This window comes from Streptomyces sp. NPDC059142, from assembly GCF_042755665.1.
Lineage (GTDB): Bacteria > Actinomycetota > Actinomycetes > Streptomycetales > Streptomycetaceae > Streptomyces.
Genome location: NZ_JBHZDA010000054.1, coordinates 12969 through 38452, shown reverse-complemented (window position 1 = coordinate 38452; position 25484 = coordinate 12969). Strand labels below are relative to the sequence as shown.

The window sequence follows — 25484 nt, the reverse complement described above, 5'->3', positions numbered from 1 at the left end:
GCCTCGGTGGCGGGCGCCTCGGCCGGCTTCTCGGCCTCGGCGGCCGGGGCCTCGGTGGCGGGCGCCTCGGCCGGCTTCTCGGCCTCGGCGGCCGGGGCCTCGGCGGCCGGAGCCTCTGCGGCGGGAGCCTCGGCCGGCTTCTCCGCGGCGTCGTCCTTCTTCTCGCCCTCGAGCAGGTCGCGCTCCCACTCGGCGAGGGGCTCGCCGGCGGCCTTCTCGCCCGGCTTCGAGTCACCGGTGGCCACGCCGGAGCGGGCGATGAGGCCCTCGGCGACGGCGTCGGCGATCACGCGGGTGAGCAGGGTGACGGAGCGGATCGCGTCGTCGTTGCCCGGGATCTTGTAGTCGACCTCGTCGGGGTCGCAGTTGGTGTCGAGGATCGCGACGACCGGGATGTGGAGCTTGCGCGCCTCACCGACGGCGATGTGCTCCTTCTTGGTGTCGACGATCCAGACGGCGCTGGGCACCTTCTGCATCTCGCGGATACCACCGAGGGTCTTCTCCAGCTTGGCCTTCTCGCGGGAGAGGACCAGCAGCTCCTTCTTGGTGAGGCCGGAGGCGGCCACGTCCTCGAAGTCGATCTGCTCAAGCTCCTTCAGACGCTGAAGGCGCTTGTAGACGGTGGAGAAGTTGGTGAGCATGCCGCCCAGCCAGCGCTGGTTGACGTAGGGCATGCCCACGCGCGTCGCCTGCTCGGCGATGGCTTCCTGCGCCTGCTTCTTCGTACCGACGAACATGATGGAACCGCCGTGGGCGACGGTCTCCTTGACGAACTCGTAGGCGCGGTCGATGTACGACAGCGACTGGAGCAGGTCGATGATGTAGATGCCGTTGCGCTCCGTGAAGATGAAACGCTTCATCTTCGGGTTCCAGCGACGGGTCTGGTGACCGAAGTGGACGCCGCTTTCCAGCAGCTCCCGCATCGTGACGACGGCCATGGCCGTACTCCTTGAGGTACTCGGTTGTCGCGTCCGCCGGACGGCAGTCGCGCCTGACGCCTCGATTGCGCTGTGCCACGGGAAAGCCCGAGACCGAGAAGCGCTGGCATCGGCGCGAAGAGGCCGATGACGAGGCGTGCGAAGTCGACCCGGTGACCCGGATCGCCACAAGAAGTGTACGGGACCTTCGCACCCTCGGGTGACGGCGTTATCCACAACCGGTCAGTTGTCCACAGATCCGGTTCATGATCAGCGCGGCCGAGCCTTTCGGGTCCACGGTGTATCGCATGATCACCCAGCGCGTCACCCGCCGTTCACCGTTCCCGTGTCTGCTCGCCCGGGCCGGGAAGCGGATCCGCAAGCCATCCCTGGCCCCCGCCCTCACGCTGGCGCTCGCGCTCGCCGTGGGGCTGCTCTGGGCGCCTCATGCCTCCGCCGCCCCGCCGGCTCCGGCTCCGGCTCCGGCTCCGGCTCCGACAGGAACGCCCACTCCCTCCGAGCCCCCGCCCGGCCTTCCGCCCTCCGCTCCACCTGAGGTCCCGGACGGCCGCCGGTCCTGGCCTGTGGGCACACGGCCCACGGTGCTGCGCGGCTGGCAGCCACCGGCGACGGGGTGGGGGCCCGGCCACCGCGGGGTGGACCTCGCGGCGCCCGCCGGCGCTCCGGTACGGGCCGCCGCGTCGGGGCGGGTCTCCTTCGCGGGGCCCGTCGCAGGGCGCGGGGTGGTCTCGATCACCCTGCCCGGCACGGGCGAGCCACCGCTGCGCACCACCTACGAACCGGTGGAACCGCTGGTCAGGAAAGGTGACCAGGTAGTGGCGGGCCAGGTGGTCGGCGTGCTGGCGGCCGGGCCCTCCCACTGCCCGACGACCTGTCTCCACTGGGGGCTGCTGCGGGGTGACACCTATCTGGACCCGTTGTCGCTGCTGCCGCCCGGCATGCTCCGTCGGGGCCCCGCCCGGCTGCTCCCGATGTTCGATGTGCCGGAGCCTGCGGCATCGCCGGACCCGGAGCCGGCCATGCCCGGGTCACCGGGACGGACATGGCCCGTCACACCGGTTCGGGAACCGATCGCGGGACCGGTCCCGGCTGGTGGATACGGCAGCTCGCACGGGGCGTACGGGCTCTACGCACTGGCGCTGCTGGCGATCACGGTCCTGGCCCGTCGCCCAGGATGCCGCCGGAGTGCCGAGCGCGTCGGGGTCAGCCCCGTACCCCGCGCAGCGCCATGGAGACGGCAGCCTCGGCGATCTCCGGCGGCGCCTCTGCGGCACCGAGTTCGATACGGCGGACCGCCGCGTCCACCACGCCCTGGAGCAGCATGGCCGCCAGCCGGGGCTGCTCGTGGCCCAGATCGGCCAGGGCTTCGACGATCATGGCGATCAGGCCGCCGTGCGCGGCGCGGATCTTCTCCCGGGCACCGGCGTCCAGCTCGCTCGCGGAGATGGCGACGACCGCGCGGTGACGCCGGTCGCCGACCAGGGCGAGCTGCTGCCGTACGTACGCCTCGATCTTGGCCTCGGAAGTGTCCGCGCCGGCCATGGCCGCTTCGACCTCCGCCGCCCAGACCGGGAAATCGACGGCGCACAGCTCTTCGACGACGGCGGCACGCGAGCGGAAGTATTCGTAGACCGAGGACCTGGCGAGGCCCGTGCGCTCGGCGAGGGCGGGGAAGGTCAGCGCCTCCGTGCCGCCTTCGGACAGGAGGGAGCGCGCGGCGTCCAGCAGGGCGCCGCGTTGCATGGTCCGGTGCTCGGCCACGGAGGCCGCTCGAATCCTTGGCACACCTCCACTTTACGGATGCGACCGCGGCAGCACAGCCTCAGCGTCCGACGTCGGCCAGCTTGGCCCGCAGTTGGAGCACGGATTTTGTGTGGATCTGGCTGACCCTGCTCTCGGTTACACCGAGCACATTGCCGATCTCCGCGAGGGTCAGGCCCTCGTAGTAGTAGAGCGTGACCACTGTTTTCTCCCGGTCGGGGAGGGTGTTGATGGCGCGGGCCAGCAACCGTCTCAGCTCGCGGTCCTCGGCGACCTCCACCGGATTGTCGGCGGCGGTGTCCTCCAGGGTGTCCATCAGGCTGAGCCGCTCGCCGCCTTCGCCTCCGACGTGGAGCAGCTCCTCCAGCGCTACGACGTTCGCCAGGGACAACTGGCTGAAAACCGCGTGCAGTTCCTCCAGTGCGATACCCATCTCCGCGGCCACCTCCCCCTCGGTGGGGGTACGCCTGAGCTGGGCTTCCAGGGTGGCGTAGGCGCGCTCGACGGCGCGGGCCTTCTGCCGCACGGAGCGCGGAATCCAGTCCAGCGCCCGGAGTTCGTCGATCATGGCCCCGCGGATCCGGGTGATCGCGTACGTCTCGAACTTGATCGACCGCTCGATGTCGAACTTCTCGATCGCGTCGATGAGGCCGAAGACCCCCGAGGAGACGAAGTCCGCCTGCTCCACATTGGCGGGGAGGCCGACGCTGACCCGGCCCGCGACGTACTTCACCAGCGGCGAGTAGTGAAGGATGAGCTGCTCGCGCAGCCGACCGTCGCCCGTGCTCTTGTACGACCGCCACAGCTCGTTGAGCGACGAGGGCGCGGGGGAACGCACGGCGCTCCGGGCAGCCGGGGGCGCTGCCGCGCGGTCAGACCCGGAGGTGTGCTGGGGCATGCGTCGCCTTGAGCCGTTCTGCCGTGAAGTGCGGGGGGACATCTCGCTGGATCGGAGTCCAGGTGAGCGTAGCGTGACTGGGACGTCGCGCTACGCGAGGAGTGAACGGCAGGGCCCGCCCCGGTGGATACCGTCGGCCACGCATTCGATCGGGCGCCGACCCCGCCAGGTCCTGTCCGGGCACCGGCCTGACCGGAGTCGCCGATAGCGGTTCGAGGATCATCTCTCCTACCTTTTCACCCGAATGCCCCAGATCAAGCACCGCCTCGCCGCGCGAGGGTCTCCGGTGTCGTCCGGGAGGCCAACTGCCACCGGTCGCCGCGCCGTTCGACGAACCCCAACGAGTGGAGTTCGTACAGCCTGCCGAGCGCCTCGTCGGCCGTCGTGCCCGCGTCCCGCGCGATGTCCCGCCCGTCGGCTGCGCCCCTGGCCGGCAGCGCTTCGAGAACCCGGGCACTGACCGGATCGAGGAGATCCCTGGGGAGTACGGGGCCCCGGCGGGCCGGGGCCAGGTCTCCGATGTCTCCGACGAGTTCGACCACTTCGGCTGCGTCAGTGACCAGCACACCTTCGCCGCGCAGCAGTTCGTGCACGCCGGCGGAGAGCCCGCTGGTGGCGGGCCCCGGGACGCCCATCGTGAAGCGGCCGAGCCGCTGTGCGCAGCGCGCCGTGACGAGGGAGCCGCTGCGGTACTCCGCCTCCACCACGACCGTGCCCCGGGTGAGCGCCGCGATGACACGGTTGCGCAGTACGAACCTGCTGCGGGTCGGATGGTCCCCCGGCGGCAATTCGCCGATGACCAGGCCCTGTTCGGCGATCCGGCGGACCAACTCGGCGTGGCCCGGCGGGTAGACCACGTCGACGCCGCAGGCGAGCACGGCGACGGTCGCCCCGTCGGCGGCCAGGGCACCGCGGTGTGCGGCGCCGTCGACACCGAAGGCGGCCCCCGAGGTCACCACCCAGCCCCGCGGGGCGGGCCCCCCGCGCCGCCCGCGCCGCCCCAATGGCCCCCCACCGGGTAACCCCCCCCGCCCCCCCCGCCCCCGCCATATGTGCCCCGTACGGAGTACACGCCCGGGCCCCGACGACCGCGACGGAGCGCAGGGACCAGATCCGCAGATCCGGCCGGCCGCGGATCCACAGGCCGATGGGCCGGGCCGGTCCGAGGTCGTCGAGCTGGCTGGGCCACTCCGCGTCGCCGGGGCAGACGAACCGGCCGCCGACCGCGGTGACCGCCGACAGATCACGCTCGGGCACGGCCCGCGCGGCCCGGGCCCGGTAGCCGTCGAGGCGACGCTCCGTGGCCCCGGTGAGCTTTCCGCGTACGGCGTCCCGGGCGCCGGCCGGCGAGCCGAGCAGGTCCAGCAGGCCCACGGCGCCCAAGGTGCGCAGCCATCGGCCGGCCTGTTCGTCGCCCGGTTCCAGGATCCGGGTGAGCGCTGCGCGGGCCAGCCGCTCCTGGGGGCCCACGGCCGTCATGAGCCGCCTCCCGCCACGGCCTCGGCGCCCCGGGCGATGCCTGTGCGCAGCTCCAGGGCGAGGTCCACGTGGCGGGCCTCCGGCCGGTCGCACCCGGCGAGGTCCGCGATCGTCCAGGCGACCCTCAGGACGCGGTCGATACCGCGTGCGGTGAGCAGTCCGCGCTCCAGGTCCCGTTCCGCCGCGCCGAGCGCCCCGGGGGCGACGGGCCAGCGGGTGCGCAGCTCGTGGCCGGGGACCTCGCTGTTGGCCGACCAGGGCGTGCCGTCCAGCCGGGCCACCGATCGCTCTCTGGCCTCCCGTACCCGTGCGGCGACCGCCGCCGTGGATTCTCCCCGGCCGCCCTGGCCGAGGAGATCCGCCCGGTTGACGGGCTGGACGGTCACCCGCAGGTCGACGCGGTCGAGGAGCGGTCCGGAGAGCCGTGACTGGTAGCGGCGGATCACCGAGGGCGGACACTCGCATCCCGCGCCGTTCAGCGTGTGCCGTCCGCAGGGGCAGGGGTTGGCCGCGAGCACCATCAGGAAGCGCGCCGGCAGCCGTACCACCCCCGCGCTGCGTGCCACGACCACATGGCCCGATTCCAAGGGCTGGCGCAGGGCGTCCAGCGCCCGTCCGGAGAATTCCGGCGCCTCGTCCAGAAACAGCACCCCACGGTGTGCCAGGGAGACCGCGCCCGGCCGTGGCAGTCCGTTCCCGCCGCCGACCAGTGACTGCATGGTCGCCGAGTGGTGCGGCGCGCAGTAGGGCGGGGTGTGCACGAGCGGTTCACCGGGCGGGAGGATGCCCGCGACCGAGTGGACGGCGGTGACCTCCAGGGATTCCTGTCCGGTCAGCGGCGGCAGCACCCCGGGCAGGCGTTCGGCCAGCATCGTCTTGCCCGCGCCCGGAGGCCCCTGGAGCAGCAGATGGTGCCGGCCCGCCGCGGCCACCTCAAGAGCGGTGCGGGCGGTGGTCTGTCCCGCCACGTCCGCGAGGTCCGGCCGGTGTCCGCCGCCCGCCCCACCGGTGGCGAGACCGGTGCCCACTCCTGCTCCGGGCACCATCAGCCCCGCCAGCATGGCGTCAGGACGGCCCTGTGCGGGCTCCTGCGGCTCGTCGGGGACCGCCTCGCCGGTGAGTACGGCGATGAGCTGACGCAGGCTCCTCACCCCGAGGACGGAGACCCCCGGCACCAGCGACGCCTCGCCCGCGGTCTGCTCGGGGACGACGACCTGCCGATACCCGGCCTCGGCCGCCGCGAGCACGGCGGGCAGCACCCCGCGCACCGGCCGGACCCGCCCGTCCAGGCCCAGTTCCCCGATGAGCACCAGATCGGCGATCACCTTGGGATCGATACGCTCGGCCGCGCCGAGAATGGAGCAGGCCACGGCGAGGTCGAAGCCGGAGCCGCTCTTGGGTACGGAGGCGGGGCTGAGCCCCACCGTGAGCTTCTTCTGCGGCCACTCCCCGCCGGAGTTCACCACGGCCGCCCTGACCCGGTCACGGCTCTCCACCAGGCTCTTGTCCGGTAACCCGACCAGGGCGAAGGAGGCCACACCGGGCTCCAGATCCGCCTGGACCTCGACGACCACACCTTCGACGCCCACCAGGGCGACCGAACACGCGCGCGCGAATCCCATCAGGCCACCCCCCGCGCGTGCTCGATCTCGGGGGCGCCCCGCCGGGGCAGCACCACCCCGACCAGGTCGATCCGTACGCCGCCGGGCGGCGGGCCGCCGTTCCGGTCCAGCCAACAGGCGGCGAGCCGCCTCAGCCGGTCGGCCTTCTCCGGCGTGACCGCGGCCATCGGATGTTCGAACGAACCCGCTCTGCGGGTCTTGACCTCACAGACGACCAGCGTCTCCCGGCCCTGTGTGTCGCTGTCCCGGGCGACGATGTCGATCTCGCCCGTCCTGCCGCACCGCCAGTTGCGGGCGAGCACGGTCATCCCCGCCGCGGCCAGCCGCCGCGCCGCGAGATTCTCGCCGTACCTTCCCAGTGCCCCCGTCGCGTTCATGTCGGCACCACCTCCGGCACCGACTCTGACGCGATCTCCCGAAACGAGTGGATCTTGGTGGATAACTCATCGAGTGTGGATAACTCGCTCACCCGTCCGAGTGATCTTTCAGCGGTCGACGCCAAGGGCCGAGACCCCGCTCCGGGGAACCGGCCTCACCCTTTTCAGCCGCGGGGGAGTTCGAGATCGCTCTTGTTCAGCTCTTCGATATTCACGTCCTTGAACGTGAGGACTCGCACCTGTTTGACGAACCTGGCGGGCCTATACATGTCCCAGACCCAGGCATCGGCCATGGTGACCTCGAAGAACACCTCACCCTGTACCGAGTGCACCTGCATCTCGTAGTCGTTGGTGAGATAGAAGCGACGCTCGGTCTCGATCACGTATTTGAACAGACCGACGACATCGCGGTACTCCCGGTAGAGCTTCAGCTCCATCTCGGTCTCGTACTTTTCGAGGTCCTCGGCGCTCATGGCATGTTCCCCTTCAGCCGTACGTGCCCCTATTGTGCTCCGGCCCCCGCGCCGCTAGACGTGCTCGGGCGCGAGGTCCACCGGCGTGCCCGGGGGACCCTCGTCGAGCAGCGTGCGCAGCAGCTCGGCGAGCCTGGTCGGATACACCGTCTCACGCGCCGCCGACAGTTCGGCGGAGGTCCACCACCTCAGCCCCGCGACGCTGCGTCGCTCCAGGTCGGTGAGGTCACCGAGGGACGCCTCGGTCCGCGCCGTACGTGCCAGGAAGTACCACTCGTCCTGGTCCCAGCGGCGGCCGTCGAACGGGAAGGAGCAGAGACGGCGCCACAGCACGGGCCCCAGCTCCACCTCTGTGATCCCCGTCTCCTCCGCCAGCTCGCGCAGCGCGGCCTCCTCGCGGCTCTCGTCGCCCTCCAGGCCGCCGCCGGGCGTAAACCACCATTGACGGGCGGGATCGCTCGGCTCGTATCCGTGCATCAGCAGGATGCGGTCCTCGGGGTCGAGCAGCACCACCCGCGCCACCCTCCTGACCTGGCTCGCATCCGGGCCGGTCCCGCTGCCGGCCTCGGCCCCGGACCGGTCGTCAGGCGACATGCTCGGAGGCTCCCTCGCCACGGGGCTCGCTGCGGCGCCTCTTCGAGACCAGTTGTACGAACGGTGTGTACGCCGCGCCTCCGAAGATCAGGAGCGCACCGCCCAGCACAGCCGCGACAAGCGTTGTGATCGGCCCCGGCGGGGACACCCCGCCCGGCAGGTCCGCGAAGGCCGCGGGCCGCCCGATCATGCCGCCCAGCGGCCAGGCCACGGCGTCCACCCGCGCGTCCACCGCCGTGCGCGGCACCGAGCCCTGTGTGGGGTCCTGGAGGTGGACACGGGAGTCGAGCGAGCCGCTTCGTTCATCACCGAGCAGGAAGAGCTGTCCCTCGGGCACGGTCGCGTCGAAGTCGGTCAGGGACGCCCGCCCGTCGAGCATGCCCCGGACATACGGCTCCTCGATCGGTTTGCCGTTGACCGTCAGCCGGCCGGAGGCGTCGCAGCAGGCGATCGTGTCGCCGCCCACGCCGACCACACGCTTGACCATCGGAAGGTCGCCCCACTCGGAGTCGCGGAAGACGACCACGTCCCCCCGGCGTACGTCGCCACCGGAGATCCGCTGGGCCAGCACGCGGTCCCCGGCCTTCACGGTCGGTTCCATCGAGCCGGTGGGCACCGTGTACGGGCGGTACACGACCGCCGCCCAGACGAACCCTCCGAGGAAGAGCACACAGCCGACGGCCACGGCCAGCCCCGACAGGACACTGCCGAGGCGGCCGTGGCCGCTGTTCTCACGTTCTGTTGTGCTCATCCCAGCACTCCCCCCGTTCGGAGAACGATCTGGGACGGCACCCTACCCGGCGGTACTCCGGCGGGTCAGCCTCCTTCTGCGCCAGAGCACGATCGGCACGGCTCCGGCCAGGGCGAGCGCCCCGGGCGTCGCGGCCGTGGCGACGGAGGCCGCCGTGTTCAGCCCCGACTGGTCGAACGTGCCGGGCACCGGGAGCAGGGACCAGCGGTTGACCGGCCAGGCGACGACGACGGCGCGGCCCACGACGTCCGAGTTCAGGACCGTTCCGTTGCCGGGAAGCTCCTGGTGGTAGCGGGAGTCCAGCGAGTTCTGCCGGTGGTCGCCCATCACCCAGATGCTGCCCTTGGGGACGTTGATCGGACCGAACGGCTCGTCGTCACAGGGGGTGTTGCCCGGGTAGATGTAGTCCGTCTCGTTCAGCGCGTGGCCGTTGACGTGAACCTTTCCACCCTTTTTGCATTCCACCGTGTCTCCGCCGACCGCGATGACCCGCTTGATCAGGTCCTTCTCGTCGGAGGACGGCATCAGCCCGATAAGGCCGAGGGCCCGCTGCACCACGTTCGGTTCGGGGGTCTCGGCACCGTCCAGCCAGCCGCCCGGGTCGTTGAAGACGACGACCTCGCCGCGCTGCGGTTCGGATCCGAACCACGGGGTGAGCTTGTCCACCAGCACCCGGTCGCCGCGTTGCAGGGTGTCCTGCATCGAGTCCGAGGGGATCGAGAAGGCCTGGACCAGGAAAGCCTTGATCAGGAAGGCGAGAAGAAGCGCGATCCCGATCAGGAGCGGCAGTTCCTTCCAGAAGGAACGCGGCTTCTTCGGCGCCGTCGCACCGTCTCCGTCCGGCCCGTCCCCGCCGTCGCCCCGCCGTTCCGCCGGCCCGTCCGTCACGTTTTCGGGCGACTCGGCGAGCTGCTCGCGTCCCTCCTCGGGATCGTCGTGTCCGGATCGTGCGCCGACCGCCACATCCCCCACATCCACTCCTTACTCCGCGCGAATACTCTGTGTGATCGCCTGTCCCTGAGGAGGGACAGGCCCACCACTCCCATAACGAGCGGGAGTTCCGCAGGGGTCGGGAGCCGGACCAATCCGTTTCGATCCTGGGAAGACAGACTATTCGACGGTCCGGCCGCCGTGGTCGGCGCGGCACGCGCGTCGGGTACGGAAGCGAAGGTAGACCGCTGCTCCAGTCCGCTCCAGTGATCGAGCGGCCAGGCGATGACGACCGCGCGGCCCACGACCCCGGACTCGGGGACCGTGCCGCTGTACTCCTCCTGGAGATGGAAGCGGGAGTCCGCCGAATTGGACCGGTGGTCGCCCATGACGAAGATGCGCCCGGCCGGGACCTGCACCTCGAAGGGGATCGTGGAGGGTGCGTTGCCGGGGTTGAGGTACTGCTCGGTGAGCGGCATGCCGTTGACGGTCACCTTGCCGTTGACGTCACAGCACTTGACGGTGTCACCGCCGACCGCGACGACCCGCTTGATCAGGTCCTTGTCATCGGCGGACGGCAGCAGGCCGATGGCGGACAGCCCTTCCTTGAGCTGCTTGACCACCACCGGGGAGTTGTCCGGCTGGGGCTGCTCGTCCTGGAGCCAGTTGCCCGGGTCCTTGAAGACCACGACGTCGCCGCGCTGCGGCTTGGAGCCGAACCAGGGGGTCAGCTTGTCCACCAGCACCCGGTCGCTGATCCTGATGGTCTGTTCCATGGATCCCGAGGGGATCACGAACGCCTGCACCAGGAACGTCTTGAGGACGACGGCGATCAGCAGCGCCACCGTGATCAGCAGCGGGATCTCCTTGGCCGCGGACCGGCTGCGGCGCCGCTTCACCTTCTTGGCCAGTTTGCGCCGCTCGGCACGGCCCGGCAGCGCCCGTCCGGTGGTGGGCCTGGAGCCGGTCGGCAGTCTGGTGTCGTACCCGTGATTCGCAGGCCGTCCGCGCTTACCCATGAGCACCGTTCCCCGGCCGCGGGACGTCACGGAAGGCTTCGGTGGGCTCCAGGACGGACCAGCGGCCCATCGGCCACCCGATCCAGTCCGCCCGCCCGATCACTCTCTCCACGGGCACCATCCCGCCTCCCGGCTCTCCGAGATGGTCCCGGGAGTCACGCGAATTACTGCGATGATCGCCCATCATCCAGAGGGTTCCCTCGGGTACGACGATGTCGAACGGCACGCGGGAGGGCGCGTCACCGGCGTACACATACCGCTCGTCAACGGCGCGGCCGTTCACTTCGACCCTGCCCCCCTTGTCGCAGCAGACCACACGGTCACCCCCCACACCGACCACGCGCTTGACGAAATCGGTCTCGGCGGGCTCGGCCAGACCGAGGGCCGCGGCCGCTCCGTGCAGCAGCCCGGTGACGGGGTTCTCCTGGGCCGGCTCCTGTACGAAGGAGTCGGTGCCGTCGAAGACGATCACGTCACCACGCTCCGGCACGGTACCGAAACGGTACGCCAACTTGTTGACCAGTAGGCGGTCCCCGACACGGAGGGTGGGTTCCATCGAGCCACTGGGGATCAGAAATGGCTGGAGCACGAATGTGCTGAGCAGCAGCAGGAAGACAGCGCAGAGGAGGCCGAGGAGCCCTGTACGGCGCCAGGAGAGCCACGGCCTCCCCGCGGTGCCCAGGCCGCCGAACAACCCGGCAGAACGCGAGAAGCGCGACCGCTCTTCCGTCCCCGTGGGGGTGTCGGAAGAGCGATCGCGCTTCTCGTGCTGTGCTTCGGTGTCCATCGGGGCCAGATCTTATCCGGCGGCCCTGTGACACCGGGCGTGAGAAGAGTCCCGGCCCTCGGCTTGAGACGTCTCAGGCCCAGGACCGTGGGGGCTCAGCGGTCGCGCTTCTCCTTGATCTTCGCGGCCTTGCCGCGCAGCTCACGGAGGTAGTACAGCTTCGCGCGACGGACGTCACCGCGGCTGACAAGCTCGATCTTCTCGAAGATCGGGCTGTGGACCGGGAAGGTGCGCTCGACGCCGACGGAGAACGAGACCTTGCGGACCGTGAACGTCTCGCGGACGCCCGAACCCTGGCGGCGGATGACGACGCCCTTGAACTGCTGGATACGGGAGCGGTTGCCCTCGATGACGCGTACGTGGACGTTCACGGTGTCACCGGGGCGGAAAGCGGGGAGGTCGCTGCGGAGCGACGAGGCGTCGACGGAGTCGAGCAGGCTGGCCATGAAGGTCTGCTTCCTCGCTGATGCCACAGGTCATCAGCGGATGATCGGGAGAGAATATGAGTGGCCGTTCGCGTCGGGCGGGCGTCGGTCCCCCTGTGGCAGGGGCGCACACCGGACGTACGGCAGCGGCCTATTCTTCCACGTCGTCGGGCCTGCGCCAAAATCGGCCGCCGGGCTCGGGCGACCAGCCCAGGATGGAGAGCGTCTCCCGGTCCTTCTTGTCGAAGGCGGCGGGGTCGCACCGCTCGATGAGATCCGGCCGGTTGAGCGCCGTACGCCGGAACGCCTCGTCACGGCGCCATCGCGCGATCTTCCCGTGGTGGCCGCTGAGAAGGACGTCCGGGATACCGCGCCCGCGCCACTCGGGCGGCTTGGTGTAGACGGGCCCCTCCAGCAGGTCGGCCATCGCACCGGGGGCGAACGAGTCGTCGCGGTGCGACTCCGCGTTGCCGAGGACACCGGGCAGCAGCCGGGCCACGGCTTCGGTGATCACCAGGACCGCGGCCTCGCCGCCGGCCAGGACGTAGTCACCGATGGAGACCTCGACGACGGGGATCCGCGTCGCGTATTCGTCGATGACCCGGCTGTCGATGCCTTCATAGCGGGCGGGTGCGAAGAGCAGCCAGGGGCGCTCGGAGAGCTCCACGGCCAGCTTCTGGGTGAAGGGGCGCCCGCTGGGTGTGGGAACGACCAGGACGGGACCGTGTGCGCCCGCCTCGTAGCCGTCCGCCAGGGTCTCGTCGAGGGCGTCGCCCCAGGGGCCGGTCTTCATGACCATGCCGGGGCCACCGCCGTACGGCGTGTCGTCGACCGTGTTGTGCCGGTCGTACGTCCACTCGCGCAGGTCACGCACGTGGACGTCGAGGCGCCCGCGCGCCCGGGCCTTGCCGACGAGCGAGACGTTCAGCGGTTCCAGGTACTCCGGGAAGATCGTGAGGACGTCGAGCCTCATCGGTCGTCGGCCTCTCCGCCGCCGGGCACGATCTCCGCCCGGTCGTCGATCAGCCCCGGCGGCGGGTCGATCACGGCCCGCTGCTCCGCCAGATCGATCTCGGTGACGATCTCCTCCACGAAGGGGATCATGACCTCGCTGCCGTCGGGCCGTTCCACGATGAACAGGTCCTGCGAGGGCAGGTGCGAGATCTCGGTGATCCGGCCGACCTCGGTACCGTCCGCCAGAACGACGTCCAGGTCCATCAACTGATGGTCGTAGAACTCCTCGGGATCCTCGGGAAGCTCCTCGGGGTCGACCTCGGCGATCAGCAGCACATTGCGCAGCGCCTCGGCGCCCGTACGGTCGCGTACGCCGGCGAAGCGCAGCAGCAGCCTGCCGCTGTGCACCCGGCCCGTCTCGATCGTCAGAGGCCCTGCCGAGGCCGGTTCCGTGCCGAGGACGGCGCCGGGACCGAGCCGTACCTCGGGCTCGTCCGTACGGACCTCGACGGTGACCTCGCCCTTGATGCCGTGGGCGCGGCCGATCCGCCCGACTACCAACTGCACTGCCAAGCCCGCCCTCTGTGCGGCGGAACCGTTGCCCGCTGTCGCGGTGGTGGTCGCTCGCCGTCGTTGCTCAATCGATGATGGTGGTACCAGCACGCAAACACGGGCCGGGAAGGTAGGTGCCCTTCCCGGCCCGTGCCGGTGTTCTGGTGTGTCAGCGGACCTGGTCCACGTCGACGAGGTCGACGCGGATGCCACGGCCGCCGAGGGCGCCCACGACCGTCCGCAGCGCACGCGCGGTGCGGCCGTTACGACCGATCACCTTGCCGAGGTCGTCCGGGTGGACCCGGACTTCCAGCACCCGGCCGCGACGCAGGTTGCGCGAGGCTACCTGCACTTCGTCCGGGTTGTCGACAATGCCCTTCACGAGGTGCTCGAGAGCCTCCTCGAGCATGCTCAGGCCCCGGTCGACTCGGCGGCGGCCGAGGACTCGGTCCCGGCTTCGTCGGCCTTCTTGTCGGACTTCTTGGCCTTCTGCGTGATGGCCTCGCCCTTGGGCTCGTCGCCGGCGTCCTTCGCGGCGGCCTCGAAGAGGGCGCGCTTGTCGGCCTTCGGCTCCGGCTGGAGCAGCGGCGCGGGGGCCGGGAGGCCCTTGTGCGCCTGCCAGTCACCGGTGAGCTTGAGGATCGCGAGAACCGGCTCGGTCGGCTGGGCGCCGACGGACAGCCAGTAGCGCGCGCGGTCCGAGTCGACCTCGATGCGCGAGGGGTTCTGCACCGGGTGGTACAGACCGATCTCCTCGATGGCCCGGCCGTCACGGCGGGTACGGGAGTCGGCGACGATGATGCGGTAGTGAGGCGAACGGATCTTGCCCAGACGCTTCAGCTTGATCTTGACTGCCACTGGAGTGGTGTCTCCTGGTCTTGACGTGGTTGGGCACAGCGGGACGCCGCGTGGGGTTGCGGTACCCGATCTGCCCGATGGACGCGTCAGCCGGAGGAGAGAGGGGTCCTGTGCGACTGTCGAGTACGGCTGGCCATTCTGCCACACCCCGGCGCCGGGGTTGACCCGGCCGGGGCGGGGCGCACGACGCACGGCTGCGGCCCCGTGGATGACGGGGCCGTGCCGCGGTTACGGGCCGCCGCCCGGCGACGGCACGAGGCCGTCGGAGAGGGCAGCCCTCGGAGCGCCGGGGCGACGCGTCAGCTCGCGGCGGCGACGACTTCAGGGATACGGAACGGTTTGCCGCAGCCCCCGCAGACGATCGGCGCCTGGGCGAGGACCGAGGGGACGACGCGCACGTTCCGGCCACAGTCGCAGACCGCCTTGACCCGCACCCCACCGCCGGACGAACCGTGCCGGGCGGCCGGGCCGCGGAAGCTGCGCTTGGTGTCGGCGGCCGTCGCGACCGTGTGTGCCTTGAGGGCACGCTGGAGCCGCTCCATGGTGGGGCGGTACCGGCGCTTCGCCTCGGGGCTGAGCGAGACCAGGGAGAAACCACTGCTGGGATGCGGCTCCTCCGGATGGTCGAGACCCATCTCCTCGGCGATCGCAAGGAATCGGCGGTTGTGGTAGCGGCCCGCGCGCGAGGTGTCGCGGACACCTCTGGCCGCGGCGATGCCGTGGACCGCTTCGTGAAGCAGTCGTTCGAAAGAGAGCTCGGCGCCGCAGGCGGACGACGACTCTCCGATCAGGGACTCTGGCGCGGCAAGATCCGGCAGCTCGGGGTGGGACCGCTGAATGTCGGCCCACGCCTGTGCCAGCTCTGCGGCGAGAACAGGTGGTGTCGTGCTCACGTCGTGAATAACGAGCCGGATCCCTCCCGGGTTCCATTACGGGGCATCACAAATAATTTGCACGTACCCGTCAGTTGCCATTGATGCGTCCCGACGAGGGCGGGTGCGTCGATCTGCGGAGAAGGCTCACAGCTCATACCAAGCCGGTACGTAGCGTTGGATACGCATCGACGCGTAGACGATCTACGTCTACCCCGCCCACGACGGTGACAGTACCGGGGCGGGCGCCAACTTCCCGCGACGCCCCCACGGCGAACCGTTGCCCTGAATGGCTCAATCGGGGCCGGGTCGCCCACCGCTCGGCCGCCGGGCCGCTCGACCGTCCTGCTCAGATCCTGGTACCCGTTCCGCGGCCGGGAAAAGGAATCAGCCATGCACGCGGGGGCGTACGCCCGGGGCACGCACGCTTTGCCCGTCACCCACTGGACGCGGGCAGGGATGGGGAGTTCCCTGACATACGGGGGGTGTGTGCTCACACGTACACGGGGGGCTGTCAAACAGGGTACGAACGACCTCTCGGTGGATTGGGGCGCTATCCATGACACGTACGCTCGTCCAGCACCATCAGCTCCCTTCGGACACGGCCACGGACCCGGCGCTCCCGGTGCCGCCGGAAGCCGCCAGGCGCGCCCGCGACTGGGCCGAGATCCAGGAACGGATGCTGGTGCCGCTCTACGAAGCGGTGTACGAGCGCCTGGAGGTCCGTACCGGGACCCGGGTGCTCGGCCTCGGCTGCGGCTCCGGGCTCGCCCTGCTGCTGGCCACCGCGCGGGGCGCCCGCGTGACCGGCGTCGAAGCGGACGGGGACCGGCTGGCGCTGGCCCGTGAGCGGCTGCTGGCGGAGGACGGACGGGACGGGGCCGGACACCGGCGGAACGACCCCGGGTGCGAGACGCTGCTGCCCGCCGACCGCATGGCCGACGCCGCCGGGGAACCCGGTCGGCCCGGGTACGACCTGATCACCGCCTTCCAGCCGATCGGCTCCGTGGCGGGCGACGCGAAAGGGCTCGATCCCGCCCTCAGGACGGCGATACCGCTGGCCGGGCGAGGCATCCCGGTGGTGCTGGCCGGCTGGGGGCCGCCGGAGCGGTGCGCCACGGACGCGGTACTGCGCGTCGCCGGCCGACTGGCGGACCGGCTGCGCAAGGGCACCAAGCGCCCCGCGTACCGGGACGATCTGGAGGATGTCGCGGCGCGAGCCGGGCTGAAACCGGACGGTTCGGGACGGGTGGCGTGCCCGTTCGGATACGCGGACCAGGAGAGTGCGGTACGCGGGCTGCTGTCGACCGGGGTGTTCGACGGCGCGATCCGGGCGACCGACCGGAGGCAGGTGGAGAAGGAGATCGGCGAGGCGCTCCATCCGCATCTGCGGCGGGACGGCACGGTCTGGATGCCGAACGTCTTCCGCTATCTGATCGCCCGTACGCCCTGACGGCGACGAACGCGTGGCGTTGGCGACCCGGGGCGGGGCCGGATCAGGTCGAGCCGGACCGGGGCGAGGCCGGACCGGGGCCGGATCGGTGGCGGTCGGGTCGGGTCGGGTCCGGTCGTGACGGGGCGGGCGTGGCGTCGCCGCGTGCCTGCGCGAGGCGGACGGCCACCGGTCTCGACCACCGGTCTCGGGCGGTGAAATGGCGTATGGACGCCAAGGCGCCGAGGGGCATTGCCAGTATCCAGAATCCTGTTTACTGTCATTTGCGTGACAGACTTCGACGAGCGTTTCCTGACCCGCAACGGCCTCGCGGCCCGGCAGCTCGCAGTACTCCTGCTGAACCACGAGCCGGACACCCGGCTGCCCCGCGTCCGCGACTTCGCCGTGGAACTGGGCGTCGGAAACGGCACGGTGCAGGCCGCACTCCATCTCCTGGAGAGCGCCGGAGCCATCGAGACGACGGCGCGGGGCCATCTCGGCACGTTCCTGGTCCGCGCCGACCGCTCGATACTCTGGCGGCTCTCCGGGCTCGGCACCCTGCTGGCCGCCATGCCGCTCCCCTACTCCCGACGCCACGAGGGACTGGCCACCGGACTGCGCTCCGCCTTCGAGGAGGCCGGAGCCCCCTTCGCGATCACCTTCATGCAGGGCGCGGACGCCCGCACCACCACCCTGCTCGAAGGCAAGGTCGATCTCGTGGTGCTCTCCCGCTCCTCGGCCGACCGACTGATCGAGGAGTACCCGGTCGAACTCGTCGCGGATCTCGGCCCGATCACTTATGTCGGGGCGCACGGGATACTGCTGCGCCACGGCTCGGACCTGGAGGGGCCGGGGCTGCGCGTCGCCGTCGACCACAATTCGGAGGACCAGCGCCTACTCGCGGAGCGCACCTTCGCCGCGCGGGACGACATCGAGTGGGTCGAGACCTCGCAGACGGAACTGCGTGCGGCCTTCGAGCAGGACCGGGCCGACGCCACGGTCTGGAACCTGGACGAGGCCCAGAACCTGCTCGGAACGGACGTCGACGTCCTGCCGCTCGGCGACGAGGTCACCCGCGACCTCTCGCGGCGCAACTCCAGCGCGGCGATCATCGGGAGATCCGAGGGGGCAAAGGCGCTCGGCGCGGTCCGCGAGTTCCTCGACCTGTCGGTCGTCACCGCGCTCCAGGCCGAAGTGCTGCGCGGCGAGCGCACACCCTCGTACTGACCCTCACCCAGCCCGTACTGACCCTCACCCAGCCCCACACCCCCACACACCTCGATCCCACCGGCGACGGGACCGGCGGAGCTCAAAATACAAAATCCTGGTTACTGATTTATCCCGTTCATCCGCTCACGTGATCCGTAGAAAGGAGCTTCATGGACAACCAACTCGCCCTCCGCATCAAGCTTTTCCGCGAGACCGGGCAGGCCCGTCCCGAGGTTGCCGCGTTTGTCGCGGCGGAGCTGGAGGCTCTCGGCGCCGAGGGTCTCACCGTCACGGAGGACACGGCAGGGCTGCTCACCAGCCATCTGATGGCGGCGCTCACCCGGCTGCTGAACGGTGAATCCATCGAGACCTCGCCCACGGACGGCCAGATCACAGCCGAGCTGACGGGACACCCCGAGGCACTCGCCCGGGCGCATGCCGTGGCGTTACGGGCCGAGGAGGCGCTCGGCGCACCGTTACCCGGCTCCGAAGTCAACTTCCTGGGCCTGCACCTCGCCGTGCTGGCGCGGAACTCCCCTGCCCCGCACCACGTATCAGAGCGAAGGAGTCAGTCATGACGAAGATCCTCACCGGTGGCGTCGGCAAGACCGAGGTCGCGGACACCGTCACGCGGCTCGGCCTCGAAGGTCTGGAGATCTCGGTCTCCAACGACATGGACGCCGCGATGAAACTCCGGAACGGCCAGGCCGACTACTACCTGGGCACCTGTCACACCGGTGCCGGCGCCTCGCTCGGCATCCTCGTCGGATTGCTGGGCAGTCCCCTCTGCCACACCTTCGGCCGCTCCGTGCCGACGGACGAACAGGTGGCCGCGCTGGTGGCCGACGGCAAGAAGGTCTTCGGCTTCGCGATCGACCAGATCGATGTGCTCGCCCCACTCATGGCCCGCGCTCTCGCGGCGCGCGGCTGACCCCGGCCGCCTGCCGGACCGCAGAGGAGACCTCCCTGTGCAGACCGTCCTCGCAGCCAGTACCCGTCTGGACCTCTCACTGACGCAGAAGCTGTTCGTCGTAAGTCTCTGCGCGCTGACCGCCTTCGTCTCGCACTTGGCGCTGGCCGTCTTCAACGACGGCGTACGCCCCTTCATGCTCGACTTCATCCAGGGGCGCGCCAGGCGCTCCGGCACGACTGCCGTGTCCTTCGGGCTCTCGGCGGGCTTCATCTTCGGACTCGGCGCGCCCATGGCCCTCGCCAGCGGCGTCCTCAATCCCTGGCTTCTCTTTCTCCCCACCGACATCCTGGGCCTCCTGTCGCCCAGGAAGTGGATAGCGCCGCTGCTGGGCGGCGCCTGGGGCGCGGTGGTCGTCTTCGGCCTCGGCGCCGCCAACGACCTGGCGCACGATCTGCCCGTCGACTTCCTGACCGCGTTGCAGCAGATGTCGACGCCGATTCTCTTCCTCTTCACGCTCTTTCCGGTGCTCGCCATCGCCCGGCAGTTCGGACGACCGCGCGGCGCTCTGGCGGCCGTGCTGGAACTGGCCCTGGTCGTCATGACGATGAAGCTCTGGCCGAAGATCTTCGCCGGTTCGCTCGCGATGGCGGCGGGGGTACTGCTCCTCATCGCGTTCGCCGTGCGCAAGGACCTGCTCGGGAGGAAGCAGGAGTGGGCCCGGGAACAGCGGGCCCAGGGGCCGGAACAGGGGCAGAAGCGGGAGGGTGTCGCGGACGATCCGATGGCCTCGCTGTTCGGTGACAGCGCCCTGCGGCTGCGCCGTCATCTGCCGCTCTTCATGGTGCTGGGCGCCGGGGTCTGTGTCCTGGCACAGATGCACATATTCGGCGGCGGAGAGGCGACCAGCTTCCTGATCGCCAAGGGGCAGTACAGCGAGGCCGCCCAGGTCGACTTCTACCGGGTGTTCGGCTTCGTCCCGCTGATCGCGACGACCGCGCTCGCCTCCGGTGCGTACGGCATCGCCGGGTTCACACTCGTCTACCCCCTCGGCTATCTGCTGCCGCACCCGCTCCTCGCGGCGGGCGCCGGAGCCGTGGTGCTCGCGCTCGAAGTGCTGGCGCTCTCCTCGCTCGGGAGGGTTCTCGGCGCACTCCCGAGCGTGCGTGACTCCTCCGAGCATCTGCGCGCCGCGATCACGGAGACGCTGGGGCTGGCGATTCTCTTCGGCTCCCTGCTCGCGGCGCATGTGATGGGCGGCGGTCTGGCGATCCTCGTCGTCGGCGGGCTCTATCTCCTCAACGAGGCGATGGGCAGACCGGTGGTGCGGATGGCGGCGGCGCCCGCCGCGGTCGTCGCCGGCGGTGTCCTGCTCAACCTTCTCCACTGGCTCGACCTGTTCACCCCGCCGACGAGCTGACACCGGCATCCGGCGTCCCGGCGCGGGCGGACCCGTCAGGAAGGCATCGGTACCCATGCACTCCCCGCTTCCCGCTTCGTCCTCCACCAGCCCGTGGATCACCACGGTCGCCGGCCCCCTGCCCGTCTCCGCCGTGCGCGGCCCGGTGCTCACCCATGAGCACCTGGTGCTCGATCTCGACCGTACGGGTGAGCGCGCCGCCGTCCTGGAGGCCGGACGCCACCGGTCGGCCGTGGTCGGCGAACTGGCCGCGTTGTCGGCCGAGTTCGGGCTCGCCCTGGTCATCGAGCTGACCTGCCGGGGCATGGGCCGTGACCCGCGCGCCCTGGCGCGGATCGCCGAGGAGTCAGGCGTCGCGGTGGTCGCCGCCACCGGCTGGTACTACGAGCCGTTCCACCCCCGGGAGACCGAGGAGGCGAGCGTCGAGCGGCTCACGGAGATCCTGGTGCGGGAGATCGAGGACGGCATCGGCGCGAGCGGGGTCAGACCTGGTGTGCTCGGTGAGATCGGCAGCCACGGCGACCGGCCGAGCGGACGCGAGAGCCGTGCACTGCTCGCCTCGGCCCATGCCGCGCGCGCCACAGGTCTGTCCCTCGCCACCCATGCCCAGTTCGGCCGCGGCGGGCTCGCCCAACTGGAGCTGCTCACCGGTGCGGGGCTGCCACCGCACCGGATCTCGATCGGCCATCAGGACCTGCTGGACGATCCGGGGATCCACCAGGAGATCGCGGCGAGCGGCGCGTACGTCGCGTTCGACACCATCGGCAAGGAGCGCTACCAGAGCGACCGCACCCGTCTGCGGCTGCTGCTGGCCCTGCTGGACGCGGGGTACGCCGAGCGGGCCCTGCTGAGCTGCGACATCTCCCGCCATGGCTATCTGACGGCGGAGGGCGGTCACGGGTACGGGCATCTCTTCCGCTCCTTCGTTCCGGCGGCGCGCGCGGCGGGCGTGGACGCCGACCTGATCGATCTGCTGACCCGCCGCAACCCGCTGCGCTTCCTGACCGGCGCCGACACGGGCACCGGCACACGCCGTACCACCGACACCGCCCGGACCGCGGGCACCGACGCCGAGGAGTTCTGAGATGCCTCCACCGCTTCCCCGGACCTTCCCACTGCCCACGATCGCGCTGGAGGACGCCGTCCAGCTCCAGTTCAGTCTGCTGGAGCACACCGCCGCGCACTTCGAGGGCCCTCAGCTCTTCGAGGCGGACGCCGGTGTGGTCAACGGGCTGGGCCGGCCCCGTACGACGGCGCGCGTCGAGGCCGTGCTCGCCGACTGGTTCGGCGCCGAGGACGCCGCGCTGGTGCAGGGCGCCGGTACGGGCGCGATCCGGGCCGCGCTCCAGGCGGCCCTCTCTCCCGGTGATCCACTGCTGATCCACCGGGCGCCGGTCTACCGGACGACCGCCGTCACCCTGCGGGGCCTCGGCGTCCGCACCACCGAGGCCGACTTCAACGACCGCAAGGCGCTCCGCGAGGCCCTGGCGTCGACCGATCTCGCCTGGGCGTACGTCCAGCACAGCAGGCAGCGGCTCGGGGACTCCTACGATCCGGGCGAGGTACTTGCGGTCTGCCGTGCGGCGGGGGTGCGCACGGTCGTCGACGACAACTACACGGTGCTGCGCGTGCCTGCCTGCGGCGTCCAGCTCGGCGCCGACGTCTCCTGCTTCTCCCTCTTCAAGCTGCACGGCCCCGAGGGGGTGGGCGCGGTCGTCGGCGCCCGTGATCTGGTCGGACGCGTCCGCACCGACAACTACTCGGGCGGCGGCCAGGTCCAGGGAGTCCAGGCGCTGGAGGCGTTGCGCGCGCTCACCCATGTGCCCGTGCTGTGGGCGCTCCAGTCCCGGGTGTCCGCCGAGGTCGCCGGACGCTTGACCGCCGGCGAGGTACCGGGGGTCGCGGAGGTCCGGATCGCCAACGCACAGGACCGCTGTCTGCTGGTACGGCTCGACCTGCCCGTCGCCCGCCACCTGCCCGCCGTCGCCGCGCGGTACGGCGCCGCGCCGTACCCGGTGGGTTCCAACTCCCGCTACGAGATCGCCCCGCTCGTCCACCGGATGTCGGCGTCCTCACTCGACGACGCTCCTCGGCTCGCCGACTGGACCGTACGGATCAACCCCATGCGGGCGGGCGCCGACCTCGTGATCGACATCCTCCGCCGTTCGCTGCGCGACCTGAAGGGCTGACCGTGTTCCTGGACACCGTGCTCACCCGTAACCCCGCGCTCGTCGAGACGGCGACCGCGCTGCATGTCTCGGGCGCCGTTCCGCCGGACACCTATGTCGTGGACGCGGACGCCGTGGAGGCCAACGCGGCGCTGCTCGCGGCCGAGGCGGGACGGCTGGGGCTCTCGCTCTGGTTCGTGGTCAAGCAGTTGGGCCGCAACCCCGCGCTGATCCGGGCGGTCGCCCGGCATATTCCCCGGTTCGCCGCGATCGACCTGTCCGAGGCGCGGACTCTGTACGCCGCCGGGGCCCGGGCGGGCAACCTCGGTCATCTCGTGCAGATCCCGCGCCGTGCCCTGCCCGAGATGCTGGCCCGGCGCCCCGAGGCGGTCACGGTCTTCGATCTCGCCAACGCGCGGGCCGTCTCGGACGCGGCCGGCGGGCTCGGCGTCGTCCAGGCCGTGTTCGTACGGATCGAGTCCGCGGCGGGCTCCGGCCATCCGGGGCAGGAGGGCGGTGTGCCGCTGGACGCGCTGGACGGTTTCGCCGCCGAGGTCGAGGGACTGCCGTCGGTCAGGGTCGCCGGGGTGACGGCGTTCCCCTGTGTGGTGTGCGCCCCGGATACGGGCCTGCCGGCCCCGACGGCCACCTTCGAACTGGCCCGCAGGGCGCGGGAGCTGCTGGCCGCGCGTGGCCATCGGGGGCTGGGCCTCAGCGCCCCGGGCGCGACGTCCGTGACGGCGTTGCCACTGCTGGCCGGGTTGGGCGCCACGCACGGCGAGCCGGGACACTCCCTCACCGGCACCACGCCGTTGCACGCCGTGGATCCGCACCAACCGGAGCGGCCCGCCTATGTGTATGTCACCGAGGTCGCCCACACGCTCGCGGACGGCCGGCCCGCGCTCTTCGGCGGCGGGTTCTACGCCCGGTCCGGGGTCCGCGCCGCCCTGTTGCCCCGTACGGGACAGCGCCTTCGGGTGTGCGACGCCCCCGCGGAGAACATCGACTACTACCGGCTGCTGGAGCCGCCCACCAGGGGACCCGGCGGGGTCGCGGCCGGGGACACCGCCGTTCTGGCGTTCCGTACGCAGATCTTCGTCACCCGCTCGACCGTCGCCGTCGTCACCGGTCTTTCCACCGGAAAGCCCCGGCTGGCGGGGCTGTACGACGCGCGGGGCCGGGCCCTCGAAGGGGCCGCCTCATGAACGGGACCGTCGTCGACGGATCGGGCGGTGGTGCGCGGACCGCTGTCGTGGCGCCACCGCCCTCCGTGCGGACGCGGTCAGCCCATGAACTTCTTGAACTCGTCGGGCAGTTCGAAGTTCTTGTCCTGGCCGCCGGCGGGCAGTCCGAACGCGTTGCCCGACTGCGCCGCCTCCTCACGCCGCGCCAGAGCCGCCTGCTCCTCGGCCTTGCGCTTCATCGGGTTGCCGGAGCGCTGCTTGCCCTTGGCCTGCTTGGTCTTCTTCTTCGTACGGCCGGGGCCGCCGCCCATCCCCGGGACGCCCGGCATGCCCGGCATGCCGCCGCCCTGCGCCATCTTCGACATCATCTTGCGCGCGTCGAAGAACCGCTCCACGAGGTTCTTCACGGCGCTGACCTCGACACCGGAACCCCGGGCGATACGGGCGCGGCGCGAGCCGTTGATGATGACCGGGTCCTGGCGCTCGGCCGGGGTCATCGACTTGATGATCGCGGCGGTGCGGTCCACGTCCTTCTCGTCGATGTTGTTGATCTGGTCCTTGATCTGCCCCATGCCGGGCAGCATGCCGAGCAGCTTGGAGATGGAGCCCATCTTCCTGACCTGCTCCATCTGGGCCAGGAAGTCGTCGAGCGTGAAGTCCTTCCCACCCTTGCTGCTCGCCAGCTTGGAGGCCATCTTCTCGGCCTCGGCCTGGCTGAACGTCTTCTCCGCCTGCTCGATGAGGGTGAGCAGGTCACCCATGTCGAGGATGCGGGACGCCATGCGGTCCGGGTGGAACGCGTCGAACTCGTCGAGCTTCTCGCCGTTGGAGGCGAACATGATCTGCTTGCCGGTGACATGCGCGATGGACAGGGCCGCACCACCCCGGGCGTCACCGTCGAGCTTGGAGAGCACCACGCCGTCGAAGCCGACACCGTCGCGGAATGCCTCCGCGGTGTTGACGGCGTCCTGGCCGATCATCGCGTCGACGACGAAGAGGACCTCGTCGGGGCTGACGGCGTCGCGGATGTCCGCGGCCTGCTTCATCAGCTCCTCGTCGATGCCGAGGCGGCCCGCGGTGTCGACGATCACGACGTCGTGCTGCTTGGTCTTCGCGTGCTCGATCGAGTCCTTGGCGACCTTGACCGGGTCACCGACCCCGTTGCCCGGCTCCGGCGCGTACACCGCGACACCGGCGCGGTCGGCGACGACGGAGAGCTGGGTGACGGCGTTGGGGCGCTGGAGGTCACAGGCGACGAGCAGCGGCGTGTGACCCTGGCCCTTGAGCCACAGGCCGAGCTTCCCGGCCAGGGTGGTCTTACCGGCGCCCTGGAGACCCGCCAGCATGATCACGGTCGGCGGCTGCTTCGCGAAGCGCAGGACGCGGGTCTCACCGCCGAGGATGCCGACCAGTTCCTCATTGACGATCTTGACGACCTGCTGGGCGGGGTTCAGCGCCTGGGAGACCTCCGCGCCGGCCGCGCGCTCCTTGACCTTGGCGATGAAGGCGCGGACGACGGGCAGCGCCACATCGGCTTCGAGCAGGGCGATACGGATCTCGCGGGCCGTGGCGTCGATGTCCTCCGGGCTGAGGCGCCCTTTGCCCCGGAGGCTCTTGAATGTGGCTGCGAGGCGGTCGGAGAGAGTATCGAACACGGCGGTCGCGGATCCTCAGGTCGGGAGCGGATGAGGGGGCTGTCCCGCGCGGTGAAGGACAGACCGTCCCCCAGGGTATCCGGCCGCGCGCGGTGGGGTCTGCCCCGTGGGTGGCACGGCCGTCCGGGAGCCGTGCGCGCCCTGTACGGCCGGGGCGCGTCCGGGAACCGGAACCGTCGCCCCGGCGGCGTCCACGCGCCCCGGCCCGGCCCGGTC

At 70.8% G+C, this 25484-nt stretch carries 25 protein-coding genes and 3 pseudogenes (1 of these 28 only partly in view); 9 read left to right on the top strand and 19 right to left on the bottom strand.

Annotated elements, in window-relative coordinates; all coding sequences use genetic code 11:
* Positions 1-938, bottom strand: partial view of a 30S ribosomal protein S2 gene (gene rpsB / locus ACFXPK_RS20200; protein ID WP_385077216.1) — the 5' portion only. The gene continues 46 nt to the left of window position 1, outside the view; only the first 938 of its 984 coding nucleotides appear in the window; its start codon is at positions 936-938; its stop codon lies beyond the left edge, outside the window.
* Positions 939-1225: 287 nt separating this feature from the next.
* Here rpsB and ACFXPK_RS20195 point away from each other — a divergent pair.
* A pseudogene (locus tag ACFXPK_RS20195) lies at positions 1226-1933 on the top strand (M23 family metallopeptidase); the annotation flags it as partial.
* A gap of 208 nt (positions 1934-2141) precedes the next feature.
* On the opposite strand, the gene ACFXPK_RS20190 reads toward ACFXPK_RS20195, so the two are convergent.
* From ACFXPK_RS20190 to ACFXPK_RS20110, 17 genes and pseudogenes are all read right to left on the bottom strand, one after another.
* Entirely contained in the window at positions 2142-2699 is a 558-nt protein-coding gene (locus tag ACFXPK_RS20190) for a TetR/AcrR family transcriptional regulator (protein ID WP_385001739.1), read from the bottom strand.
* A 61-nt stretch (positions 2700-2760) separates the two neighbouring features.
* Entirely contained in the window at positions 2761-3597 is an 837-nt protein-coding gene (gene whiG / locus ACFXPK_RS20185) for an RNA polymerase sigma factor WhiG (protein ID WP_385001712.1), read from the bottom strand.
* A 254-nt stretch (positions 3598-3851) separates the two neighbouring features.
* Positions 3852-5076 (bottom strand): annotated as a pseudogene (locus ACFXPK_RS20180) (DNA-processing protein DprA).
* Positions 5073-6698: a YifB family Mg chelatase-like AAA ATPase gene (locus tag ACFXPK_RS20175; RefSeq protein WP_385077214.1), complete on the bottom strand. Its 1626-nt coding sequence runs from the start codon at positions 6696-6698 to the stop codon at positions 5073-5075. The pseudogene ACFXPK_RS20180 and the gene ACFXPK_RS20175 overlap by 4 nt, the downstream one beginning before the upstream one ends.
* On the bottom strand, positions 6698-7075 hold the full coding sequence (locus tag ACFXPK_RS20170) for a YraN family protein (protein ID WP_385077211.1): 378 nt from the start codon (positions 7073-7075) through the stop codon (positions 6698-6700). The genes ACFXPK_RS20175 and ACFXPK_RS20170 overlap by 1 nt, the downstream gene beginning before the upstream one ends.
* A gap of 164 nt (positions 7076-7239) precedes the next feature.
* Positions 7240-7548, bottom strand: coding sequence for a DUF2469 domain-containing protein (locus tag ACFXPK_RS20165; RefSeq protein ID WP_385077209.1), 309 nt, complete (start codon positions 7546-7548; stop codon positions 7240-7242).
* Between the two features lie 54 nt (positions 7549-7602).
* Positions 7603-8142 carry an NUDIX hydrolase gene (locus tag ACFXPK_RS20160; protein ID WP_385077207.1) on the bottom strand — a complete coding sequence of 180 codons (540 nt, stop codon included), beginning with the start codon at positions 8140-8142 and terminating at the stop codon, positions 7603-7605.
* Positions 8132-8893 (bottom strand): signal peptidase I, encoded by a 762-nt coding sequence (gene lepB / locus ACFXPK_RS20155; protein WP_385077204.1) that lies wholly within the window; start codon positions 8891-8893, stop codon positions 8132-8134. The genes ACFXPK_RS20160 and lepB (ACFXPK_RS20155) overlap by 11 nt, the downstream gene beginning before the upstream one ends.
* Positions 8894-8935: 42 nt before the next feature.
* Positions 8936-9856, bottom strand: coding sequence for a signal peptidase I (gene lepB / locus ACFXPK_RS20150; RefSeq protein ID WP_384998718.1), 921 nt, complete (start codon positions 9854-9856; stop codon positions 8936-8938).
* Positions 9753-10842 (bottom strand): annotated as a pseudogene (gene lepB / locus ACFXPK_RS20145) (signal peptidase I); the annotation flags it as partial. The gene lepB (ACFXPK_RS20150) and the pseudogene lepB (ACFXPK_RS20145), both read right to left, overlap by 104 nt.
* A complete protein-coding gene (lepB, locus tag ACFXPK_RS20140) occupies positions 10835-11629 on the bottom strand; it encodes a signal peptidase I (protein ID WP_384998694.1) in 795 nt (264 codons plus the stop codon). The gene lepB (ACFXPK_RS20140) and the pseudogene lepB (ACFXPK_RS20145), both read right to left, overlap by 8 nt.
* Positions 11630-11724: 95 nt before the next feature.
* A complete protein-coding gene (gene rplS, locus ACFXPK_RS20135; RefSeq protein ID WP_329823025.1) occupies positions 11725-12075 on the bottom strand; it encodes a 50S ribosomal protein L19 in 351 nt (116 codons plus the stop codon).
* 130 nt (positions 12076-12205) lie between these two features.
* Entirely contained in the window at positions 12206-13027 is an 822-nt protein-coding gene (gene trmD / locus ACFXPK_RS20130) for a tRNA (guanosine(37)-N1)-methyltransferase TrmD (RefSeq protein WP_384998691.1), read from the bottom strand.
* Positions 13024-13575, bottom strand: coding sequence for a ribosome maturation factor RimM (gene rimM, locus ACFXPK_RS20125; RefSeq protein WP_384998716.1), 552 nt, complete (start codon positions 13573-13575; stop codon positions 13024-13026). The genes trmD and rimM overlap by 4 nt, the downstream gene beginning before the upstream one ends.
* Positions 13576-13729: 154 nt before the next feature.
* The gene (locus ACFXPK_RS20120) at positions 13730-13969 is read right to left on the bottom strand and encodes an RNA-binding protein (RefSeq protein WP_329823028.1); all 240 of its coding nucleotides are present in this window, start codon (positions 13967-13969) and stop codon (positions 13730-13732) included.
* A gap of 2 nt (positions 13970-13971) precedes the next feature.
* Positions 13972-14418 carry a 30S ribosomal protein S16 gene (gene rpsP / locus ACFXPK_RS20115; RefSeq protein ID WP_329823029.1) on the bottom strand — a complete coding sequence of 149 codons (447 nt, stop codon included), beginning with the start codon at positions 14416-14418 and terminating at the stop codon, positions 13972-13974.
* Positions 14419-14717: 299 nt separating this feature from the next.
* Positions 14718-15311, bottom strand: coding sequence for a hypothetical protein (locus tag ACFXPK_RS20110; RefSeq protein ID WP_161308529.1), 594 nt, complete (start codon positions 15309-15311; stop codon positions 14718-14720).
* Between the two features lie 538 nt (positions 15312-15849).
* Here ACFXPK_RS20110 and ACFXPK_RS20105 point away from each other — a divergent pair.
* From ACFXPK_RS20105 to ACFXPK_RS20070, 8 genes are all read left to right on the top strand, one after another.
* On the top strand, positions 15850-16743 hold the full coding sequence (locus tag ACFXPK_RS20105) for a class I SAM-dependent methyltransferase (RefSeq protein WP_385077199.1): 894 nt from the start codon (positions 15850-15852) through the stop codon (positions 16741-16743).
* A gap of 267 nt (positions 16744-17010) precedes the next feature.
* On the top strand, positions 17011-17949 hold the full coding sequence (yhfZ, locus tag ACFXPK_RS20100; RefSeq protein WP_385077196.1) for a GntR family transcriptional regulator YhfZ: 939 nt from the start codon (positions 17011-17013) through the stop codon (positions 17947-17949).
* Positions 17950-18101: 152 nt separating this feature from the next.
* On the top strand, positions 18102-18509 hold the full coding sequence (locus ACFXPK_RS20095; RefSeq protein WP_385077193.1) for a transcriptional antiterminator: 408 nt from the start codon (positions 18102-18104) through the stop codon (positions 18507-18509).
* Positions 18506-18862, top strand: coding sequence for a DUF2620 domain-containing protein (locus ACFXPK_RS20090; protein ID WP_385077191.1), 357 nt, complete (start codon positions 18506-18508; stop codon positions 18860-18862). The genes ACFXPK_RS20095 and ACFXPK_RS20090 overlap by 4 nt, the downstream gene beginning before the upstream one ends.
* A gap of 37 nt (positions 18863-18899) precedes the next feature.
* Entirely contained in the window at positions 18900-20261 is a 1362-nt protein-coding gene (locus tag ACFXPK_RS20085; RefSeq protein ID WP_385077189.1) for a YhfT family protein, read from the top strand.
* Positions 20262-20316: 55 nt separating this feature from the next.
* Complete coding sequence (locus ACFXPK_RS20080) at positions 20317-21345, top strand: phosphotriesterase (protein ID WP_385077186.1); 1029 nt, start codon at positions 20317-20319, stop codon at positions 21343-21345.
* Position 21346: 1 nt separating this feature from the next.
* Positions 21347-22450: an aminotransferase class V-fold PLP-dependent enzyme gene (locus tag ACFXPK_RS20075; RefSeq protein ID WP_385077183.1), complete on the top strand. Its 1104-nt coding sequence runs from the start codon at positions 21347-21349 to the stop codon at positions 22448-22450.
* A 2-nt stretch (positions 22451-22452) separates the two neighbouring features.
* Positions 22453-23634: an alanine racemase gene (locus ACFXPK_RS20070; RefSeq protein WP_385077180.1), complete on the top strand. Its 1182-nt coding sequence runs from the start codon at positions 22453-22455 to the stop codon at positions 23632-23634.
* A 77-nt stretch (positions 23635-23711) separates the two neighbouring features.
* Here ACFXPK_RS20070 and ffh read toward each other — a convergent pair whose 3' ends face one another.
* Entirely contained in the window at positions 23712-25268 is a 1557-nt protein-coding gene (gene ffh, locus ACFXPK_RS20065; RefSeq protein ID WP_384998663.1) for a signal recognition particle protein, read from the bottom strand.
* Positions 25269-25484 lie beyond the last annotated feature (216 nt).

What these genes read in the sequence shown, in the direction of transcription:
- ACFXPK_RS20120 (WP_329823028.1), bottom strand. Translation starts at nt 13,969, where the DNA reads ATGCTCGAGGAGGCTCTCGAGCACCTCGTGAAGGGCATTGTCGACAAC.
- lepB (WP_385077204.1), bottom strand. Translation starts at nt 8,893, where the DNA reads ATGAGCACAACAGAACGTGAGAACAGCGGCCACGGCCGCCTCGGCAGT.
- rplS (WP_329823025.1), bottom strand. Translation starts at nt 12,075, where the DNA reads ATGGCCAGCCTGCTCGACTCCGTCGACGCCTCGTCGCTCCGCAGCGAC.
- ACFXPK_RS20080 (WP_385077186.1), top strand. Translation starts at nt 20,317, where the DNA reads ATGCACTCCCCGCTTCCCGCTTCGTCCTCCACCAGCCCGTGGATCACC.
- whiG (WP_385001712.1), bottom strand. Translation starts at nt 3,597, where the DNA reads ATGCCCCAGCACACCTCCGGGTCTGACCGCGCGGCAGCGCCCCCGGCT.
- ACFXPK_RS20170 (WP_385077211.1), bottom strand. Translation starts at nt 7,075, where the DNA reads ATGAACGCGACGGGGGCACTGGGAAGGTACGGCGAGAATCTCGCGGCG.
- ACFXPK_RS20165 (WP_385077209.1), bottom strand. Translation starts at nt 7,548, where the DNA reads ATGAGCGCCGAGGACCTCGAAAAGTACGAGACCGAGATGGAGCTGAAG.
- ACFXPK_RS20075 (WP_385077183.1), top strand. Translation starts at nt 21,347, where the DNA reads ATGCCTCCACCGCTTCCCCGGACCTTCCCACTGCCCACGATCGCGCTG.
- ACFXPK_RS20105 (WP_385077199.1), top strand. Translation starts at nt 15,850, where the DNA reads ATGACACGTACGCTCGTCCAGCACCATCAGCTCCCTTCGGACACGGCC.
- ACFXPK_RS20175 (WP_385077214.1), bottom strand. Translation starts at nt 6,698, where the DNA reads ATGGGATTCGCGCGCGCGTGTTCGGTCGCCCTGGTGGGCGTCGAAGGT.
- ACFXPK_RS20095 (WP_385077193.1), top strand. Translation starts at nt 18,102, where the DNA reads ATGGACAACCAACTCGCCCTCCGCATCAAGCTTTTCCGCGAGACCGGG.
- trmD (WP_384998691.1), bottom strand. Translation starts at nt 13,027, where the DNA reads ATGAGGCTCGACGTCCTCACGATCTTCCCGGAGTACCTGGAACCGCTG.
- lepB (WP_384998694.1), bottom strand. Translation starts at nt 11,629, where the DNA reads ATGGACACCGAAGCACAGCACGAGAAGCGCGATCGCTCTTCCGACACC.
- ACFXPK_RS20160 (WP_385077207.1), bottom strand. Translation starts at nt 8,142, where the DNA reads ATGTCGCCTGACGACCGGTCCGGGGCCGAGGCCGGCAGCGGGACCGGC.
- ACFXPK_RS20090 (WP_385077191.1), top strand. Translation starts at nt 18,506, where the DNA reads ATGACGAAGATCCTCACCGGTGGCGTCGGCAAGACCGAGGTCGCGGAC.